General features: G+C 64.3%; 17 protein-coding genes. 8 read left to right on the forward strand and 9 right to left on the reverse strand.

Features of this window, described 5'->3' with window-relative positions; genetic code table 11:
- The first annotated feature begins 128 nt into the window (after window positions 1–128).
- Window positions 129–734 carry a PEP-CTERM sorting domain-containing protein gene (locus tag AABB87_RS10525; RefSeq protein ID WP_341971190.1) on the forward strand — a complete coding sequence of 202 codons (606 nt, stop codon included), beginning with the start codon at window positions 129–131 and terminating at the stop codon, window positions 732–734.
- Between the two features lie 98 nt (window positions 735–832).
- Here the strand turns inward: AABB87_RS10525 and AABB87_RS10530 are convergent, their stop codons facing one another.
- Window positions 833–1,801 carry an MBL fold metallo-hydrolase gene (locus AABB87_RS10530; RefSeq protein WP_058721463.1) on the reverse strand — a complete coding sequence of 323 codons (969 nt, stop codon included), beginning with the start codon at window positions 1,799–1,801 and terminating at the stop codon, window positions 833–835.
- A 196-nt stretch (window positions 1,802–1,997) separates the two neighbouring features.
- On the opposite strand from AABB87_RS10530, the gene AABB87_RS10535 reads away from it, so the two are divergent.
- From AABB87_RS10535 to AABB87_RS10560, 6 genes are all read left to right on the forward strand, one after another.
- A complete protein-coding gene (locus AABB87_RS10535; RefSeq protein ID WP_341971191.1) occupies window positions 1,998–2,768 on the forward strand; it encodes an ABC transporter ATP-binding protein in 771 nt (256 codons plus the stop codon).
- Window positions 2,768–3,478 carry an ABC transporter ATP-binding protein gene (locus tag AABB87_RS10540; protein WP_341971192.1) on the forward strand — a complete coding sequence of 237 codons (711 nt, stop codon included), beginning with the start codon at window positions 2,768–2,770 and terminating at the stop codon, window positions 3,476–3,478. Before AABB87_RS10535 ends, AABB87_RS10540 begins: the two co-directional genes overlap by 1 nt.
- A 40-nt stretch (window positions 3,479–3,518) precedes the next feature.
- Entirely contained in the window at window positions 3,519–4,724 is a 1,206-nt protein-coding gene (locus AABB87_RS10545; RefSeq protein ID WP_341971194.1) for an ABC transporter substrate-binding protein, read from the forward strand.
- 147 nt (window positions 4,725–4,871) lie between these two features.
- Entirely contained in the window at window positions 4,872–5,759 is an 888-nt protein-coding gene (locus AABB87_RS10550) for a branched-chain amino acid ABC transporter permease (protein WP_341971195.1), read from the forward strand.
- A gap of 128 nt (window positions 5,760–5,887) precedes the next feature.
- Window positions 5,888–6,802, forward strand: coding sequence for a branched-chain amino acid ABC transporter permease (locus AABB87_RS10555; RefSeq protein ID WP_341971271.1), 915 nt, complete (start codon window positions 5,888–5,890; stop codon window positions 6,800–6,802).
- A 29-nt stretch (window positions 6,803–6,831) separates the two neighbouring features.
- Window positions 6,832–7,968 carry a GGDEF domain-containing protein gene (locus AABB87_RS10560; protein WP_341971196.1) on the forward strand — a complete coding sequence of 379 codons (1,137 nt, stop codon included), beginning with the start codon at window positions 6,832–6,834 and terminating at the stop codon, window positions 7,966–7,968.
- Between the two features lie 5 nt (window positions 7,969–7,973).
- Here AABB87_RS10560 and AABB87_RS10565 read toward each other — a convergent pair whose 3' ends face one another.
- Window positions 7,974–8,369 (reverse strand): DUF1801 domain-containing protein, encoded by a 396-nt coding sequence (locus AABB87_RS10565; protein WP_058721458.1) that lies wholly within the window; start codon window positions 8,367–8,369, stop codon window positions 7,974–7,976.
- Window positions 8,370–8,551: 182 nt separating this feature from the next.
- Here AABB87_RS10565 and ubiA point away from each other — a divergent pair, with 182 nt between their 5' ends.
- Window positions 8,552–9,478, forward strand: coding sequence for a 4-hydroxybenzoate octaprenyltransferase (ubiA, locus tag AABB87_RS10570; protein ID WP_341971197.1), 927 nt, complete (start codon window positions 8,552–8,554; stop codon window positions 9,476–9,478).
- 20 nt (window positions 9,479–9,498) lie between these two features.
- Here ubiA and AABB87_RS10575 read toward each other — a convergent pair whose 3' ends face one another.
- The 7 genes from AABB87_RS10575 to AABB87_RS10605 form a co-directional block, all read right to left on the reverse strand.
- The gene (locus tag AABB87_RS10575; protein ID WP_341971198.1) at window positions 9,499–10,515 is read right to left on the reverse strand and encodes a Gfo/Idh/MocA family protein; all 1,017 of its coding nucleotides are present in this window, start codon (window positions 10,513–10,515) and stop codon (window positions 9,499–9,501) included.
- Between the two features lie 132 nt (window positions 10,516–10,647).
- Entirely contained in the window at window positions 10,648–11,187 is a 540-nt protein-coding gene (locus AABB87_RS10580; protein ID WP_058721455.1) for a hypothetical protein, read from the reverse strand.
- 36 nt (window positions 11,188–11,223) lie between these two features.
- A complete protein-coding gene (locus tag AABB87_RS10585; RefSeq protein ID WP_341971199.1) occupies window positions 11,224–11,778 on the reverse strand; it encodes a chorismate--pyruvate lyase family protein in 555 nt (184 codons plus the stop codon).
- A 47-nt stretch (window positions 11,779–11,825) separates the two neighbouring features.
- Entirely contained in the window at window positions 11,826–12,641 is an 816-nt protein-coding gene (gene proC / locus AABB87_RS10590; RefSeq protein WP_341971200.1) for a pyrroline-5-carboxylate reductase, read from the reverse strand.
- Window positions 12,642–12,744: 103 nt separating this feature from the next.
- Complete coding sequence (locus AABB87_RS10595; protein WP_341971201.1) at window positions 12,745–13,584, reverse strand: c-type cytochrome; 840 nt, start codon at window positions 13,582–13,584, stop codon at window positions 12,745–12,747.
- A gap of 70 nt (window positions 13,585–13,654) precedes the next feature.
- On the reverse strand, window positions 13,655–15,148 hold the full coding sequence (locus AABB87_RS10600; protein WP_341971202.1) for an alpha/beta hydrolase: 1,494 nt from the start codon (window positions 15,146–15,148) through the stop codon (window positions 13,655–13,657).
- A gap of 69 nt (window positions 15,149–15,217) precedes the next feature.
- A complete protein-coding gene (locus AABB87_RS10605; protein ID WP_341971203.1) occupies window positions 15,218–16,909 on the reverse strand; it encodes an aspartate:alanine exchanger family transporter in 1,692 nt (563 codons plus the stop codon).
- Window positions 16,910–17,000 lie beyond the last annotated feature (91 nt).

Here is a 17,000-nt window from a genome sequence, read left to right on the forward strand (position 1 = left end):
AAACGTGACACATATCACACGCAGAGCGCACACCCCCTTGGGCCACGGGGATGCGAGGATCTGTAGTGCTGGGAACAATAGCGACATCGTGTTGAAACAGCACATTTGCAGTTCAAGTGAAAGAAAAAATGAAAGCTCTGATTACCGCTCTCGCCCTGATCGCCGCCCCCGCCATCACCCTGGCCGCCCAGCCCAATCTGCTGATCAATGGCAGCTTTGAAGACAACGCTGTTGCCAACGGCAAGTGGAACGTCTTCGCCAATATCAGTGGCTGGACCAGCACGGGCGCCGGCATTGAGGTGCGCAACAACATCGTCGGTTCGGCCATCGACGGCGTGAAGTTCGTGGAGCTGGACAGCTATTCCAACAGCGGCATGTTCCAGACCGTCGGCACCAGCGTCGGCAGCAGCTACAACTTCAGCTTCAGCTTCGCCAATCGTGAAGGCACAGCCGCTGCCACCAACGGCCTGGACTGGACGGTTGACGGTGGCAAGACCTGGAACGCCGCTCCGACCCTGAACAGCAGCAAGTGGGCCGATTTCAGCACCAGCTTTATCGCCAGCAGCGCCAGCACCGTGATCGGCTTCCGTGCCACCGGCACCAACGACGCGCTGGGCACTTCGCTCGACAAGGTCAGCTTGACCACCGCCGTGCCCGAGCCAGAGAGCTATGCCCTGATGTTGGCCGGTTTGGCCGCCGTGGGCTTTGTGGCCCGCCGCCGCAAGAGCGCCTGATGACAGGCAGCGCCCAGCTTGGGCGCTGAATGAGGGTCAAAACAGAAAAGCCAGCACACCGTGCTGGCTTTTTGCATTGCTGCTGAAAAGACGCGCGCTCAGGGCTTGCTGGAATAGTTAGGCGGTAGCCAGACATAGCCCTTGCCGTCGGGCCGCAGCCGCCCGATGCCTGGGAATGAGGAATGGGCCAGAGCCACGTAATAGCCCTTCTCGGCCGCGTCGGCCATGGCCTTCTCGCGCTGGGGCTGAGCCAGGCTGGCATCGCTGTCGAAGCTGATGGTCACCGTGGGGTCGGGCAGTTGGACTGCCGCCACATGCATCAGGTCACCCCAGACGGCCAGCTTCTGGCCCTTGCTTTCCACCAAGTAAACGCTGTGACCCGGGGTATGCCCATAGGTAGACAGCGCGCGGATGCCCGGCACCAGCTCAACGCCGGTCTTGGCGTCACCCTCAAAGGGCTTGAAGCGCCCCGCCTCTTGATACGGCTTGACGGCAGCCCGGGCATTGGTGAAGGTGCCACGCGCGCCCTCCGCCACCTTGGCCGCGTTCTCTTCGCTGAGCCAGAAATCGGCCTCACGCTGATCCATGCGCAGCGTGGCATTCGGGAAGGCGGCCTTGCCCTCGCTGAGCACGCCGCTGATGTGATCGGAGTGCAAATGGGTGATGTAGACCTCATCCACCTGCTCGGGCTGGTAGCCGGCCGCCTTCAGGTTCGTGATCAAACGCCCCAAAGTGGGGCCCAGATTGCTGCCGCCGCCGCTGTCGACCAGCACCAGTTTGGCGCCGGTATTGATCAAAAAGCCGTTGAAAGACGTTTCCAGCGGCAGGCCCAAATAGGCATGCTGCAGGGCGCGCAGCACCTGGCCGGGTTGGCGTTCCTTGAGCAGCTTGTCCACCGGCAGATCGCGCGTGCCGTCATTCAGGGCGGTGATCTCAAAGTCACCCAGCATCATGCGGTAGAAGCCCGGCGCCTGGGTTTTGACCTGCGGCGCCGCAGCCATGACTTCGGTATTTATACCGCCTAACAAAAGCGTTATGGCCAGTCCGAGTTGAGCAAACTTGGGCATCACGATGTCCTTCCAAATGGGGGACGACCAGCATAGCGCGGGGGCAAAAGCCCTGCTCGGGGTAGCCGCATCGGCGCTCCCCGTGTTAACCCTAGGACAAATCTACGTAAAGGTTCTTCCTGTGTCTGCGGCCGAATTTCGGCCCTACATTGGGGAACTCAATTTTTCCGTGCCCTCACTCGGTGCAACACCTCTGATGAGCGAACTCATTCTTGAAACCAAGAATCTGACCAAAGAGTTCAAAGGCTTTACGGCCGTGGACCAGGTGAACCTGCAGGTTCAACGCGGTCATATCCACGCTTTGCTGGGCCCTAACGGCGCGGGCAAAACCACCTGCTTCAATCTGCTGACCAAGTTCTTGGAGCCGACGCGCGGCACCATCATCTTCAACGGCATCGACATCACTGGTGAGAAGTCGGCCGAGATCGCCCGGCGCGGCGTGATCCGCAGCTTTCAGATCTCCGCCGTGTTCCCTCACCTCACGGTGCTGGAGAACGTGCGCATCGGCCTGCAGCGCTTCACCGGCACCAGCTTTCATTTCTGGAAGGGCCTGACCGGCCTGAAGCAACTGGACGCCCGCGTGCTGGCATTGCTGGAGTTGGTGGACCTGCGCGACGCCGCCCACCTGAAAGCGGGCGATCTGCCTTATGGCCGCAAGCGCGCGCTGGAGATCGCCACCACCATGGCCATGGAGCCCACGCTGATGCTGCTGGACGAGCCCACCCAAGGCATGGGCCACGAGGATGTGGACAAGGTCACCGAGCTGATCAAGCGCGTCGCGGAAGGCCGCACCGTCTTGATGGTTGAACACAATATGAAGGTGGTGTCGCGCATTGCCGACCGCATCACCGTGCTGGCGCGCGGCGCCGTGCTGGCCGAAGGCGACTACGCCACCGTGTCCAAGCACCCCGCCGTGTTGGAGGCCTATATGGGCAGCGAAGCCGCTGAGTTGCAGGGAGCCCACTGATGTCAGTCGCGTTGGAAATCAAGGATTTGCACGCCTGGTACGGCGAGAGCCACATCCTGCACGGCATCAATCTGAGCGTTAAACAGGGTCAGGTCTTGACCTTGCTGGGCCGCAACGGCGCTGGCCGCACGACCACCTTGCGCGCCATCATGGGCTTGACCGGGCGACGCAAGGGCAGCATCCGCGTGCATGGGGTGGAAACCATTGACATGCCCACCCACCACATCACCCACCTGGGCCTGGGTTACTGCCCGGAAGAACGCGGCATCTTCGCCTCGCTGACCACCGAGGAAAACCTGCGCCTGCCGCCGTTGCTGAAGAACCAGCGTGCCAAGCCAATGAGCGAGGCGGACATCTACGCCATGTTCCCCAATCTGGCCGAGCGCAAGAACAGCCCGGGCACGCGTTTGTCGGGCGGCGAGCAGCAGATGCTGGCGGTGGCGCGCATCCTGCGCACCGGTGCGGACATCCTCTTGCTGGATGAGATTTCCGAAGGCTTGGCGCCCGTCATCGTGCAAGCCCTGGCGCGCATGATCACGACGCTGAAATCACAAGGCTTCACCATCGTGATGGTGGAGCAGAACTTCCGCTTCGCCGCACCGCTGGCCGACCACTTCATGGTGGTGGAGCATGGCGAGGTGGTGGAGTCCTTCCCGGCTTCTGAGCTGGCGGCCAAGCAGGCCGTGCTCGATGTGCTGCTGAGTGTTTGATGACGAGTTGGCAATAAGTAAACCCAAGGAGATGACCCCCATGAACCAAGTTCTCAAGCAAGTTGCAATCGCCAGCCTGGCCGCCTGCGGTGGCTTGGCACAGGCCCAGGTCTCCGGCGATGTGGTCAAGATCGGCTTCATCACCGATATGTCCAGCGTCTACGCTGACATCGACGGCGCCGGTGGCGTCGAAGCCCTCAAGTTGGCCATCGCCGATATGAAGGGCGTGGCCGCCGGCAAGAAGATCGAACTGATCTTTGCCGACCACCAGAACAAGGCCGATGTGGCCGCCTCCAAGGCCCGCGAGTGGATCGACACCCAGGGCCTGGACCTGCTGATCGGCGGCACCAACTCCGGTGCCAACCTGGCCATGGCCACGGTAGCGGCGGAGAAAAAGCGCCCCTTCATTGCCATTGGCGCCGGCAGCTCGGCGCTGACCAATGACAAGTGCACGCCCTACACCATCCACTACGCCTACGACACCGTGGCCCTGGCCAATGGCACGGGTGCTGCCGTCACCAAGGGCGGCGGCAAGAGCTGGTACTTCCTGCAGGCCGACTACGCTTTCGGCGCCGCCTTGCAAGCCGACACCGCCAAGGTGGTGGCAGCCTCGGGTGGCAAGGTGGTGGGTACCGTCAAGCATCCGCTCAACGCCAGTGACTTCAGCTCCTTCTTGCTGCAAGCGCAGGGCAGCGGCGCGCAAATCCTGGGCCTGGCCAATGCCGGCGGCGACACCATCAACGCCATCAAGGCGGCCAATGAGTTCGGCGTCACCAAGAGCATGAAGCTGGCTGGCTTGCTGATGTTCATCAACGACATCCACTCGCTCGGCTTGAAGACCACCGAGGGCATGTACCTGACCGACAGCTGGTACTGGAACCAGAGCCCCGAGGCGCGCGCCTGGAGCCGCCGCTTCTTCGAGAAGATGAAGCGCATGCCCTCCTCGCTGCAGGCGGCTGACTACTCCGCCGCCATGCATTACCTGAAGGCGGTGGACACGCTCAAGACCGACGACGCCGACAAGGTGCTGGCCAAGATGAAGGACACACCGATCAACGACTTCTACACCAAGGGCACGATCCGCAAGGAAGACGGCCGCGGCATCCACGATATGTTCTTGCTGCAGGTGAAGTCGCAGAAGGAGTCCGTCGAGCCTTGGGACTACTTCAAGGTCGTGACCCGCATCCCCGGCGAAGAAGCCTTCACCAAACTGGCGGACAGCAAGTGCCCGCTGGTGAAACGCTAAAGCCCTGAGCGCAGTGCGGTGGGTGCGCGCCCACCGCGCGCTGCCGCCGGCACCGCGCCGGGGGCAGCTCACGAGTTGCATGAGCCGCACGAGCCGCCTGCACCGCATCAACCGCACTGAAGCCATCACGCCAACCCAGCCTCGCCCATGACTGACTTCTTCGGAATCCCCCTGCCCGCCTTGCTCGGCCAGCTTTTGCTGGGCCTGGTCAACGGCTCTTTCTACGCCATGTTGTCGCTGGGCTTGGCCGTGATCTTCGGCATGCTCAACATCATCAACTTCGCCCACGGCGCGCTCTACATGATGGGCGCTTTTCTGGCCTGGATGGGGTTGGAGTATCTGGGCATCAACTACTGGGCCATGCTGCTGCTGGCGCCGCTGGCGGTGGGGGTGCTGGGCATATTGATCGAGCGCTTGCTGCTGCAGTGGCTCTACAAGCTGGACCATATCTACGGCCTGCTGCTGACCTTCGGCATCACCCTGGTGATGGAGGGCGTGTTCCGCTCCTTCTACGGTGTGTCGGGCCAGCAGTATTCGGTGCCCGAGGCTTTGCAGGGCGCCACCAATCTGGGCTTCATGATTCTGCCCAACTACCGGGCTTGGGTGGTGGTGGCGTCCATCACCGTCTGCCTGGGCGTGTGGGCCTTGATTGAGAAAACTTCGCTGGGCGCCACCCTGCGCGCCGGCACCGAGAACCCGAAGCTGGTGCAGGCCTTCGGCATCAATGTGCCGCGCATGATCACCCTCACCTACGCCGGCGGCGTGGCCCTGGCGGCATTTGCCGGCGTGCTGGCTGCGCCGATTCTGCAGGTCTCGGCCCTGATGGGTTCCAACCTCATCATCGTGGTGTTCGCGGTGGTGGTGATCGGCGGCATGGGCTCCATCCTCGGCTCCGTCATCACCGGCCTGGGCCTGGGGGTGGTGGAAGGTTTGACCAAGGTGTTCTACCCCGAAGCGTCGAGCACCGTGGTGTTCGTTGTGATGGCCATCGTGCTGCTGGTGCGTCCCGCCGGTTTGTTTGGAAAAGAGAAATGAGCACAACATCCGCTAGCAGCACCACCGCCGCAACAGCTGCCAAGCAGCCGCCCAACAGCGCCCGCAAGGAGCGCAACCCCTTGCTGGGCTACGGCGCCCTGTTCCTGGCCATCGCCCTGCTGCCGGCCATGGGCGTCTACCCCATCTTCGTGATGAAGGTGCTGTGCTTCGCCCTGTTTGCCTGCGCCTTCAATTTGCTGATCGGCTTCACTGGCTTGCTGAGCTTTGGCCACGCCGCCTTTCTGGGCACCGCGGCCTATGCCACCGGCCATGCGCTCAAGGTGTGGGGCTTGCCCGCGCCTGCGGGCTTGTTGTTCGGCGCCCTGGCTGCCGGCGGCGTGGGCCTGCTGTTCGGCTTGCTGGCCATCCGCCGCACCGGCATCTATTTCTCGATGATCACGCTGGCGCTGAGCCAGATGCTGTACTTCGTCTTCCTGCAAGCGCCCTTCACCGGGGGCGAGGACGGCCTGCAGTCGGTGCCGCGCGGCAGCTTCTTCGGCCTGAATCTGGAACACGACCTCACGCTTTACTACGTCGTGCTGGCGGTCTTCATTGCCGCCTTCTGGTTGATCTATCGCACCGTGCATTCGCCCTTCGGCCAGGTGCTGACCTCGATCCGCGAGAACGAAGCCCGCGCCACCTCGCTGGGCTATGACGTCGACAAGTTCAAGCTGCTGGCCTTTGTGCTCTCGGCCAGCCTGGCCGGCTTGGCCGGTGCCACCAAGACCCTGGTGCTGGGCTTTGCCACCCTGACCGATGCGCTCTGGACCACCTCAGGCCTGGTCATCTTGATGACCCTGGTGGGCGGCATGGGCACCCTGGTGGGCCCGATGGTGGGCGCGCTGATCATCATTGCGCTGGAGAACAAGATCGGTGATCTCGGCAAGGCCCTGGCCGACATGACCGGCGTGGCCTGGTTCAACGGCCTGGGCGAGTCGGTGAGCTTGGTCACAGGCCTGATCTTCATCATCTGCGTGCTGGCCTTCCGCCGCGGCGTGGTGGGTGAGGCCCAAGCCCTGTGGGACAAGATACGCGGCCACTAAAAGCCGCCGCCCTGTGCATAATGCCTCGCATGCAAAGCGAGCTCCAGGCCGAGAACCAAGCCCTCAGGGAACAACTGCAAGCCCTGTTGCAGGAAGCCCGCCGCAACGAAGACAAGATGCGGCGCTTCGAGCGGCTGGAGCATCAGCTGATCGCCGCCGAATCTTTGCAAGCCCTGCTGAGCTTGCTGCTTCAGGCCTATGCCCAGGCCTTTGCCATCGACCGGGTCAGCCTGGTTCTGGTCGATAGCGAACGCGAAATCAGCCGCCTGCTGCAGGCCAACGCCGGCAGCCGCGAACACCTCAACGAAACCCTGCCGGGTCTGCAACTGCTGCCCTCGGCCCTTCAACTGCAAGCGCTTTACGGCCCGCACAGCAAGCCGGTGCTGGGCCGTTTCGACGCCGCCACGCACGCCGCTTTGCTGGGTGGTGAGGCGGCCTCAGCGGGCTTGGGCTCGGTGGCGCTGCTGCCGCTGGCCCGCCATGGCCAGTTGATCGGCGGCCTGCATTTCGGCAGCGTGGATCCGCAGCGTTACGACCCCGCCACCGGCACCCAATTGCTGGAGCGCCTGAGCCTGATCGTGGCGGTGTGCCTGGAGAGCGCCATCAACCAGGAGCGGCTCAAGCTGACCGGCCTGACCGATGTGCTGACCGGCGTGCACAACCGGCGTTATTTCGAACACCGCTGCTTGATCGAGATCGCCCAGGCGCGGCGTTACCGCCACCCCCTGGCCTGCTTGTTCTTCGACCTGGATCACTTCAAGAGCATCAACGACCAACACGGTCACCCGGTCGGCGACGAGGTGCTGCGCGGCGTGGGTCATTTGGTGCAAGGCCAGCTGCGCGCTGGTGACACCATCGCCCGCTACGGCGGCGAGGAGTTCGTGCTGCTGCTGCCGCAAACCGCCGAGCCCTTCGCGCGCGAGATCGCCGAGCGCATCCGTGCCAGCTTGGCCCAACAGCGTTTTGTGGCTGCCGGTGGCAGCAGCGGGCAGTCGCAGGTTCTGTCGGTCACGGCCAGCATCGGCCTGGCCATGCTGAACAACGATAACGCGGGGATCGACGCGGCCGTGCTGGCCAGCGAGCTGATCAGCGACGCCGACCAAGCGCTCTACCGCGCCAAGCAAGGCGGGCGCAACCGGGTGGAGTTGGCGCGCCGGCCCGGCTGATTCATTCAGTGGTGTTTTTTGAAGGGCTTGTGGTGTTTGGTGCTGGCCTCTTGCAGCGCCAGCTTGAGGTAGTCCAGCACATGCTTGTCAGCCACCTCATCCAGGCTGGCCAGCTTGATATGGCGGCGCTGCGGGCCGGTGCCCTCAAGGTGCCCGAAGGGATCGGCCAGCGCCGCGCCGTGATCGAAGTCCAGCTCCACATGCTTGGCGCATGAGGTCAGGCCGCAGAACACCTGGGCCGGCTGGCCGGCGCTGAAGTGAATGCCGCCGAACTTGAACTCCTCGCTGAGGCCCTTGCCTAGGCCCAGCACCATCTCGCGCAAAGCCTTGACGAGCTGATAGCGAGCATCGTCATGCTGACGAATTTCGGCCAGAAGACTGTTGACGCGTTCGGTAAACATGAGGGCCGCTCCCGAGATGGATGTGCCCCATGATAGGAGCGGGCCCGCCGCCCCAGCGCGCGGGTATGCCCGCAGCCTTTTTCACGCCCGTCGCCGGCTCGGCAGCAGTGTGACGAGGGCAATTTCCAACACCGGGTGCGGAAGCGGGTGAAGCGCGAAATCCGGGCGCGACAATCACGCCCATGAGCACTGCTTCTTCTCCCTCGCCTTCCACCCCGCCCACCCGCCTGAGCCTCTACCTGCAGCTGATCCGCTGGGATCGCCCTGCCGGTTGGTTGCTGCTCTTGTGGCCCACCCTGGCCGCTTTGTGGATCGCGGCGGACGGCTGGCCGGGCTGGCATTTGCTGCTGGTGTTCACCCTGGGCACGGTGCTGATGCGCTCGGCCGGTTGCTGCGTCAACGATGTGGCCGATCGCGAGTTCGACAAGCATGTCAAACGCACCGCCAACCGGCCCGTCACCAGCGGCGCGCTGAGCGTCAAAGAGGCCTTGCTGCTGGGCGCCGGTTTGGCGCTGCTGTCCTTCGGCCTGGTGCTCAGCACCAATGCGCCGACGATTTTGCTCAGCTTTGCCGCGCTGGCGGTGACCCTGCTCTACCCCTATGCCAAGCGAGTGGTCAATATGCCGCAGGCAGTCTTGGGCGTGGCTTTCAGCTTCGGCATTCCGATGGCCTTCTCAGCCGCCTTGGGCGGAACTGAGTGGAGCTGGGCCGCGGTGCAGGCCGCCGTGCCGCTATCGGCCTGGGGCCTGCTGCTGGCCAATTTGTTCTGGGTGCTGGCCTACGACACCGAGTACGCGATGGTGGACCGGGATGACGATATCCGCATCGGCATCAAGACCTCGGCCCTGACGCTGGGCCGCTTTGACGTCATCGGCGTGATGGCCTTCTATGCCATCTACCTCGGCGCCTGGACGGCTTTGGGCCTGCGCCTTGGCCTAGGCCGCTACTTCCTGCTGGGCATCGCGGTGGCGGCGGCCCAAGTGGTCTGGCACTACACCCTGATCAAGGATCGCAGCCGCGAGGGCTGCTTCAAGGCCTTCCGCGAAAACCACTGGCTGGGCCTGGCGGTGTTTGCCGGCACGGTGCTAGACCTGGCGCTGCGCGGCTAAGCGCCCGCAAGCCGGTTCACTCATTCAAAGGGGTAGCGCACGCTCAGCTGGCGGCGGATCTCGTCCATCCAGCCCAGCGTGGCCAAGCTGTCGGCATGGCTGATGTGCGGGCTTTCGATTAGGCCGGCGCGAATACAGCGCTGGGCCTCCTCAATTTCGCCTTCGAAACCGTTGATGGCGGGCGGCAATTGCACGCGCAGTGGCGCGGCATCGCCCAGCACCAGGGTCGCTTCGCTGGCGCCCCAGAAGGGCGCGCTGACGCTGATCCGCCCGCGCTCGCCGTAGATGTGCAGGGCGTTTTCCGCCTGGCTGTCGAAGGCGCAGACGAATTGCGAGCTCACACCGCCCGGAAACTGCAGGGTGGCCGCCAGGCGCTGGTCAACCCCGCTGGGGGCCAGCACGCCCTGGGCCTGGATGCTCAATGGCTCGGGGCATTCACCCAAGGCTTGCTGCATGACCCAGCGGGTCATGGTGAGGTTGTAGATGCCGATGTCCAGCAAGGCGCCGCCGGCCAGTGCGGGGGCAAAGCAGCGATTGCTTTCGTCAAACGGAATTGAAAAACAAAAGCTCGACTGCATGGCGCGCACAGGCCCAATGCGCTGCGCCCGCAGCCACTCACCGACCTGGGCGTAAACCGGCAGAAAGCGCGTCCACACCGCCTCCATCAAAAAGCATTGACGCTGCTGCGCCAAGGCCACCAAGGCCTGGCCCTGCGCCAGATTGGGTACCAGCGGCTTCTCACACAGCACCGGCTTGCCAGCGGCCAGGCTGGCCGCGATGAACTCGCCATGCTGGGCATGAGGGGTAGCGATGTAGATGCCGTCCACCGCGGGATCGCGCAAGAAGGCGTCGAGCTCACTGCTGGCCCGCACAGCCGCCACGTTTGGCACCGACCATTGCTCGGCAAAGGCCTGGGCTTTGGCCAGATCACGCGCCCACACGGCGTGCAAGCATGAGCCCGGCATGCCGGCCACGGCTTGCGCAAATGTGCCGGCGATGCGCCCAGGGCCAATCAGGCCCCAGCGAAAGCGGCTCATGCCCGCGCCTCCGGCTTAAGACGGATGCGAACGGGAACGCCGCTGCAGGCGCAGGCGCAGACGCAAAGGCAAAGGCAGGCGCCGCTGAACCCGCAGGGCTCAGCGCGGCGCCGGCTTAGCGCAGGCACCGGATCAAGCCGCGGCCTTCAGCGCCGCCTTCAGGGCCTTGGCCTCGCCACGTTTGGCCTTGGTGGCCGCGCGTTGGTAAGCCTCTTCGGCCTTCTCGCGCAGCTCCACCGCCTTGGCCAGCGCGGCCTGGTACTTCTCCACCGTGTAGGTGTTTTCGGTACCGATGTACACGCTGCGGCCATGCGGCGTGCTGCCAAAGCGCGGCAGCGACACAGCAAAGCTGCAATCGCGAACCCGGCTACTGGCGCGTTGCCGCACGATAGGGCCGGAAATACCGACCGGCAAACCACTGCCCTTGTTGCCGCTGGGGCGGCGTTGCAGGCGTGACGGCGCCGGCAACTTGGCAATTCGGCTCAGCAACTCTTTGGTCGCGAGAGCCAGCGCCGCCGCTGCGCCACTGCCATCTTGCGAATGGTCAGAGAACAGCTTGGTGCCGCCGTAGCGCAACTGCCAACCATGGGTCGATTGGTGGTCGATGCGCTGGATACATTGCGGCACAGCAAACTGCTGGCCACTAAAAATGACAATATCTCGAGTTTTCATGAGATTCCTCAACGTGTGATGAACCTCCCTGGGAGTTCACAGTTTAGGGCCAGCACCGGGCCTAACGCGCAAGCTCCCCCCCCTATGTTTAGGTGAATGGCGTGCTAAATCAGGCACAAACAGCTCCATCACGCGCAATTCTGCCCCGCCCCGACGAAATACTGAATTACGTGACCAGAGCATTTGTGCGGATGGCAGGCTGCCCGTGGCGGCCAACCACTGGCGTTGCATCTGGCGGCGGGTGTGGCCGTGGCGGGCGATGCGCTTGGGGCTGAGTTCGCTACGTTTGACGCGCGGGTCGGCATAAAGCAAATTAGCCAGTGGCTTGGAACCCAGGCCTTTGAGTGCCCGCCAAGGCCCAGCCAGCGCGGTGGCGTGCAGGGATGAGCGCGCCCACACCAGCGGCTGCCCATCGACCCGCAGAATCACCTCACGCACAAAGGTGCAGCCATGGCGCGGCAAACCCAGGGCTTGCAACTCCGGCGCACGCAGCGGCGTTGTGCCCTGGCGCAAGACCTGAACTTCAAATTTCTGCCCTAACTGGGCCAGCCGACGGCTCAGTGAACCCGGCGCGCGCAACCAATCGCGCAATGTGTCTCGACTCGCAATACCCATGTGTCCAGCAATCTCAGGCGATCTCAGGCACCGAATTCACGCCCCATCTCGCGGGCCCGCAGCTGCGCGGCCAGCACAGCGCGCTGCATCGCGGCGGCCACGCCGTCTTGCTCCAGGCTGCTGATCGCCGCATGGGTGGTGCCGCCTTTTGAGGTCACCCGGCTGCGCAAAACGGCCGGGCTTTCGCTGGATTGCAGGGCCAGTTGGGCCGCCCCAGAGCAGGTGGCCAGGGCCAGCACGCGGCCTTGCTCGGCGCTCAAGCCCATCTCCACCGCCGCGGCCATCATGGCTTCGACGATGTAGAAGAAATAAGCCGGGCCGGAACCTGACAGCGCAGTCACCGCGTCCAGATCGTCTTCCTGCTCAACCCAGAGCGTGCGGCCGGTCGGCGCCAAGACTTCTTCCACCAAGGCACGATCCGCCGCAGACACCGCCGGGCGCGCATACAGGCCGGCAATGCCCTGGCCAATCAGCGCCGGCGTGTTGGGCATGCTGCGCACCACCCGCTCAGCACCGCCGCTGAGCCGCACGATGGCCTCGCTGCGGATGCCGGCCATCACCGAGAGTTGCAGGGCCTGGCTCACCAAGCCCGCACAGGGCGCTGCGGCCTCGGCGAAATACTGCGGCTTGACAGCCCAGACCAGCAAGTCCGCCGTGTTCAAGGCAGCGTCGGCCGCGGCGAAGGTGCGCACGCCGAAGTTCTGACGCAATTGCTCCCGCGTCGCCTCGAAAGGTTCGACCACCAGGATGGACTGCGGCGCGCGGCCGGCGCGAATCAGCCCGCCGATGATGGCGCTGGCCATATTGCCACCGCCGATGAATGCAATGCTGCTGCTCATGAATTGGGCTGGAAATGAGGGGGAGCAGGCAGTGTAAGACCTGCCCCGTCACCCGCTTGCGGCGGCTTCGATCTCAGCTCATCCCAGCGCGGACCAAGCGGTCTCAGTTACGAGCATCCTTAGGCTTATTGCCCTTGGCGTAGTCGTTCTTGGCGCCTGCGAACGCGGGCCGGGGCTGATGGGTCATGAACTCCGCCACATCCACCGCTTCTTGATCGCTGAGCGTGCCGCCCTGGGCCAGCGGCATATTGTGTTTGATGAAGCCGGCCGCCGTGTAGGTGCGCGCCAGGCCGGCGCCAATATTGAAAGAGGCTTCGCCCCACAGCGGCGGGAACAAATAGCCACCGGCCGGGTTCTTCATGCCCTCGCCTTGGGCGGCGTGGCAGCTGAGGCATTTGTCGGCATAGACCTGCCGCCCTTTGACCGGATCAGGCTTCAAATTGGTGTCCACCTTGCCCATGCCCCGGCCCACCACATTGCTGCCCACCGGCACGCCGCTGGACAGCCACTTGATGTACATGAGGATGGCATTCATCTCCTTGCCATCAAAGGCCAGGGCCTTGCCGTTCATGCTGCGCTCGAAGCAGTCATTGACCCGCTCCTGCAAGGAGTTGATGCGGCCGCCACGCGAGCGGTATTCAGGGAACACGCCCCACAGGCCCACATAGGGCGCCGCGCCCGGCGTAGTGCCCGCGCCCAGATGGCAGTTGCTGCAGTTGAGGCCATTGCCCACATGGGCAGGCAGGGACTTGCCGGTCTCGGTGACCAAGAGTTTGCCCAGCTTGATGGCCTCGCCCTCCGGGCCGCCCGGCATGCTGGCCTCATCCGGCACCTTGAAGGCGACGTCCGCCGCGTGGGCGGCCAGGGGCGCCAGGAACAGCAGTGGCAGAAGGCTGCTGGCGCACAGGGCAGCGAGGGTGCGGTGATGACGAAGCTTGAGCATGGCAAAAGTCCTCAGGGTTGGCGACCCAGGCGGCCAGGGCAGAACTTCATGAAAAAGTTCAAGCAAACGTTCAAGGATGAGGCTTAGCCTCCCCAGCCCTGGCGTTCAGGTCTGCAAGCAGTGTGGCCCTCAAGTCCGCTTCTAACAAGGACCAAAAGGGATTGCTGCGCAGTCGCGTCAGCGAACCCAGGGCCAAGTTGGTGGCGCCGCTCTCGCCGCGCAACAGCCAAGAGCCGATGGCGGGCACGCCATGCCGGCCGCTACCCGGCAAATAGCCGTAGATCGGGTCATTGGGCGGCCACAGCAAGGACACATGGCCCAGCGAGACTTGATCAAAAGGCCATTGCGGCGCGGGTTGCAGCGCCGCGCTGACGGGATCAGCGCTGGCCTCGCTCGCCCCCGGCGCCCAGCGCTGCGCGGCCACGGCGGCGCTTTGCGGGTCCAGATTGCTGACGATCTCCAGCGTGTAGCCACGCGGGCTGGCCAACACGCGGTCCAGCAAGGCTTGCGAGGCAGGGCTGACGATGCTGCGCAAATGCTGCTGACGGTTGATATCAAACAGCACCAGGCGGTGCTGGGCGCCGGGCAGGCGCGCGTACAGAGTGTCCAGCGCGCCGCTGGCGCCGACGGTGGCGTCCACCACCGACTGGTAGGTGAGCACCGGCGGCATTTGCGCCAGGCGCCCGGCCGCGGCCGCTTCGCTCAAACCCTGCTGCAAGGCCTGGGTGGCGTGGAAGACCTGGCGAGCGGCATTGATGGGGAAGGAGTTGTATTTGTAAGGGTCGTACTCGGCGATCAGTTCCTGCCAGCGCGTTTTTTGCAGCAGCTGGATCGGCAAGTAATGCAGCACATCCACCACGTTGGACACGGCGGCCACCGGCGGCAGCTCAATGGCCGGTGCGGCCAGCAGCACCCGGTCAGGGCGACGCAGTGCGGGGTCCTGCAAGGTATCCAGGCTGTGCAGCAGGGCCAGCGCGCCGCCGGTGGAAAAGCCGCCGATGTAGAAGAGCTGATCCGGCCCAGCGCGCTTCGCCACATCGGCCGCAGCAATGCGCACGGCGGCGCGCCAGTCGCGCAAGTCCATCTCCAACATCATGGAGGGCAAAGTGCCATGGCCCGGCAGGCGCAGCAGCGTCACCGCCATGCCCTGGGCGCGCAGGGTGTCGGCCATGGCCTTCATGGCATAGGGCGAATCGGTCAGGCCGTGGATCAGCAAGGCCTGGCCGCGCGCCTGCTTGACGCCCAGGCGCATCGAGCGATTGAAAGGCGCGCCCTCGGCCAGGCGGCTGACCTGGCTTTTGGGGTTGAAGCGGCTGTCGGCCCATTCGCCCCATTCACCTCTTTCCGCGCTGTGCTCCTGCGCATGCCAGGCGGCTTGGCGGGTTTTGAGTTCCTCAAACAACAAGGCCTCGCGCTGCAGATAGCCGTCAAAGTCCAGCCCGGCATGGGCCTCGGCGCGGAACTCCTGCGTCAGCCGCTCGGTATGCCAGGGCTGCAGCACCGGCAGGGCCAGCACGGCATACATCGAAAAACCCAGCACCAGCGCCAGCAAAAGAGCCAGCAAGAGCAAGAACAGCCGGAGCGGCCAACGGAGCAATGGATGAAGCTGCATGCGAAATATGGGAAAGCGGCGTCAGTGCAAAAACCAGATCAGCGCGGTACCGCCGATGGAAATGAGGATATGGCCGAAGGCCACCGTGCTGGAGTATCCAATCACCGCCACCGGGCTTTCCGAGCGTTCTTGAATCGCCGCCAGGCCGGCCGTCATGGTTTGCGCGCCGGCCAGGGCGCCCAGCAGCAGCAAGGGGTTCAGGCCCAGCACATAACGCCCCACCAACAGGCCCACGAACATCGGCGTCAGGGTCACCACCATGCCGCCCAGAAACACCTGCAGGCCGATGGCGCGCACCGCGTCCACAAACACCGGGCCGGCCTTGAGGCCAATCATGGCCACAAAAGCCGCCAGGCCAATCGACTTCATGAACTCCACCGCGCCCGGCGGAATATAGGCAAACAAGGGCCGGCGCGAATTGCGCCAGCCGATGGCCAGGCCCACCAGCAAGACCGCCACGCTGCTGCCCAGGGCGATGTGCAAGCCGCCCAGCGGCAGGCTCAGGGCCATGCCGGCCAGGGCGCCCACAAAAATGGCCAGGCCCAGGGTGACAAAGTCGGTATTGAGCGTGGGGCGGGAGATATTGCCCACCAGGGCCGCCACCCGCTCCACCGCCGGCACCAGGCCGTGGATGGTGAGCAGGTCACCGCGCTGAATCACCGTGCCCGGCGCCACCGGCAACTGCTCTTGGCCGCGTTGAATGGTCTTCAAAAACACGCCGCGGATGATGGCTTCGTTGCTGCGCAAATCGGCTAGGCGGCGGCCGGCGATGTCGCGGCTATTCACCTCTACATCAAAGCTGGCTTGCGGCACATCGAGCAGTTCACGGTCGAAGACCTCATCAGCACGGCTCTCCACCACCCGCAGCAAAGCCTCGTGCGGGCCGAAGATGGCCAGCACATCGCCGGCCTGCAAGACCGTGTCGGGCTGAGGCGTGAAAAGCTCCGTGCCGCGCCGGATGCGCTCGATGAACAAGCGCTCGGGCGCCACCGCGCTTTCGGCTTGCGCCACCGTGCGGCCCACCAGGGGCTGGCTGGCATCGAGCAAATAGGCCCGCAGCTCATACATGCGCCAGGCCGAGCTGATGCCGGGCTGGCTGCGCGCCATGCCCATCTCGGCCTCCAGCTTGATGGCCTCGGCCTTCATGTCCAGGCGCAAGATCCAGGGCCCGATATAGCTGCAAAAGAAGATCACGCCGAAGGTGCCGAAGATGTAGGTCAGCGCATCGGCCACCGGGATCTGCGAGATCAGCCGCGACTTCTCTTCATCGCTGATGGGCAGGCTGCGGATCGCCTCGCTGGCCGTGCCGATCACGGGCGACTCGGTCAACGCGCCCGACATCATGCCGGCCGCATAACCCATCTCCAGATTCAGCAGCTTGGCCACGGCCACTGCCGTCAGCAAGCCGGTCAGCGGAATCAACAGGCCCAGCGCGGCCCAGCGCCAGCCGCCGTCTTGAATGCCCCGAATAAAGCCCGGCCCGGCCGAGTAGCCGATGCCGAACATAAAGAGCAAGAACAGCAGCTGCTTGGCCGTGTCCGCCACCGGCACATGGAAGAAGTAGCCGATCAAGAGGCCGGCAATCAGCGAGCCGGTGACGGGGCCGAAGCCCACGCCCTTGAACTTGAACTGACCAATCCAGTAACCCAAGCCGATGGCCAGAAAGACCGCCAGCTCGGGATGCTGGGTCAAGTAAGGAGTGAGCCAGTTCATGGGCGCCTCGGGCAGTCAGGATGGGCGCAAAGCTAACCCAAATCCTGACCGGCGGCCATCCCCAAAGACATGGCTCAGGAGAGGCGAACGA

It is taken from the genome of Roseateles sp. PN1, assembly GCF_038419725.1.
GTDB lineage: Bacteria > Pseudomonadota > Gammaproteobacteria > Burkholderiales > Burkholderiaceae_C > Paucibacter_A.

Bases quoted from the DNA above. Each gene is read 5' to 3' on its own strand.
- AABB87_RS10525 (WP_341971190.1), top strand. From the start codon at position 129: ATGAAAGCTCTGATTACCGCTCTCGCCCTGATCGCCGCCCCCGCCATC.
- AABB87_RS10530 (WP_058721463.1), bottom strand. From the start codon at position 1,801: ATGCCCAAGTTTGCTCAACTCGGACTGGCCATAACGCTTTTGTTAGGC.
- AABB87_RS10535 (WP_341971191.1), top strand. From the start codon at position 1,998: ATGAGCGAACTCATTCTTGAAACCAAGAATCTGACCAAAGAGTTCAAA.
- AABB87_RS10540 (WP_341971192.1), top strand. From the start codon at position 2,768: ATGTCAGTCGCGTTGGAAATCAAGGATTTGCACGCCTGGTACGGCGAG.
- AABB87_RS10545 (WP_341971194.1), top strand. From the start codon at position 3,519: ATGAACCAAGTTCTCAAGCAAGTTGCAATCGCCAGCCTGGCCGCCTGC.
- AABB87_RS10550 (WP_341971195.1), top strand. From the start codon at position 4,872: ATGACTGACTTCTTCGGAATCCCCCTGCCCGCCTTGCTCGGCCAGCTT.
- AABB87_RS10555 (WP_341971271.1), top strand. From the start codon at position 5,888: ATGGGCGTCTACCCCATCTTCGTGATGAAGGTGCTGTGCTTCGCCCTG.
- AABB87_RS10560 (WP_341971196.1), top strand. From the start codon at position 6,832: ATGCAAAGCGAGCTCCAGGCCGAGAACCAAGCCCTCAGGGAACAACTG.
- AABB87_RS10565 (WP_058721458.1), bottom strand. From the start codon at position 8,369: ATGTTTACCGAACGCGTCAACAGTCTTCTGGCCGAAATTCGTCAGCAT.
- ubiA (WP_341971197.1), top strand. From the start codon at position 8,552: ATGAGCACTGCTTCTTCTCCCTCGCCTTCCACCCCGCCCACCCGCCTG.
- AABB87_RS10575 (WP_341971198.1), bottom strand. From the start codon at position 10,515: ATGAGCCGCTTTCGCTGGGGCCTGATTGGCCCTGGGCGCATCGCCGGC.
- AABB87_RS10580 (WP_058721455.1), bottom strand. From the start codon at position 11,187: ATGAAAACTCGAGATATTGTCATTTTTAGTGGCCAGCAGTTTGCTGTG.
- proC (WP_341971200.1), bottom strand. From the start codon at position 12,641: ATGAGCAGCAGCATTGCATTCATCGGCGGTGGCAATATGGCCAGCGCC.
- AABB87_RS10595 (WP_341971201.1), bottom strand. From the start codon at position 13,584: ATGCTCAAGCTTCGTCATCACCGCACCCTCGCTGCCCTGTGCGCCAGC.
- AABB87_RS10605 (WP_341971203.1), bottom strand. From the start codon at position 16,909: ATGAACTGGCTCACTCCTTACTTGACCCAGCATCCCGAGCTGGCGGTC.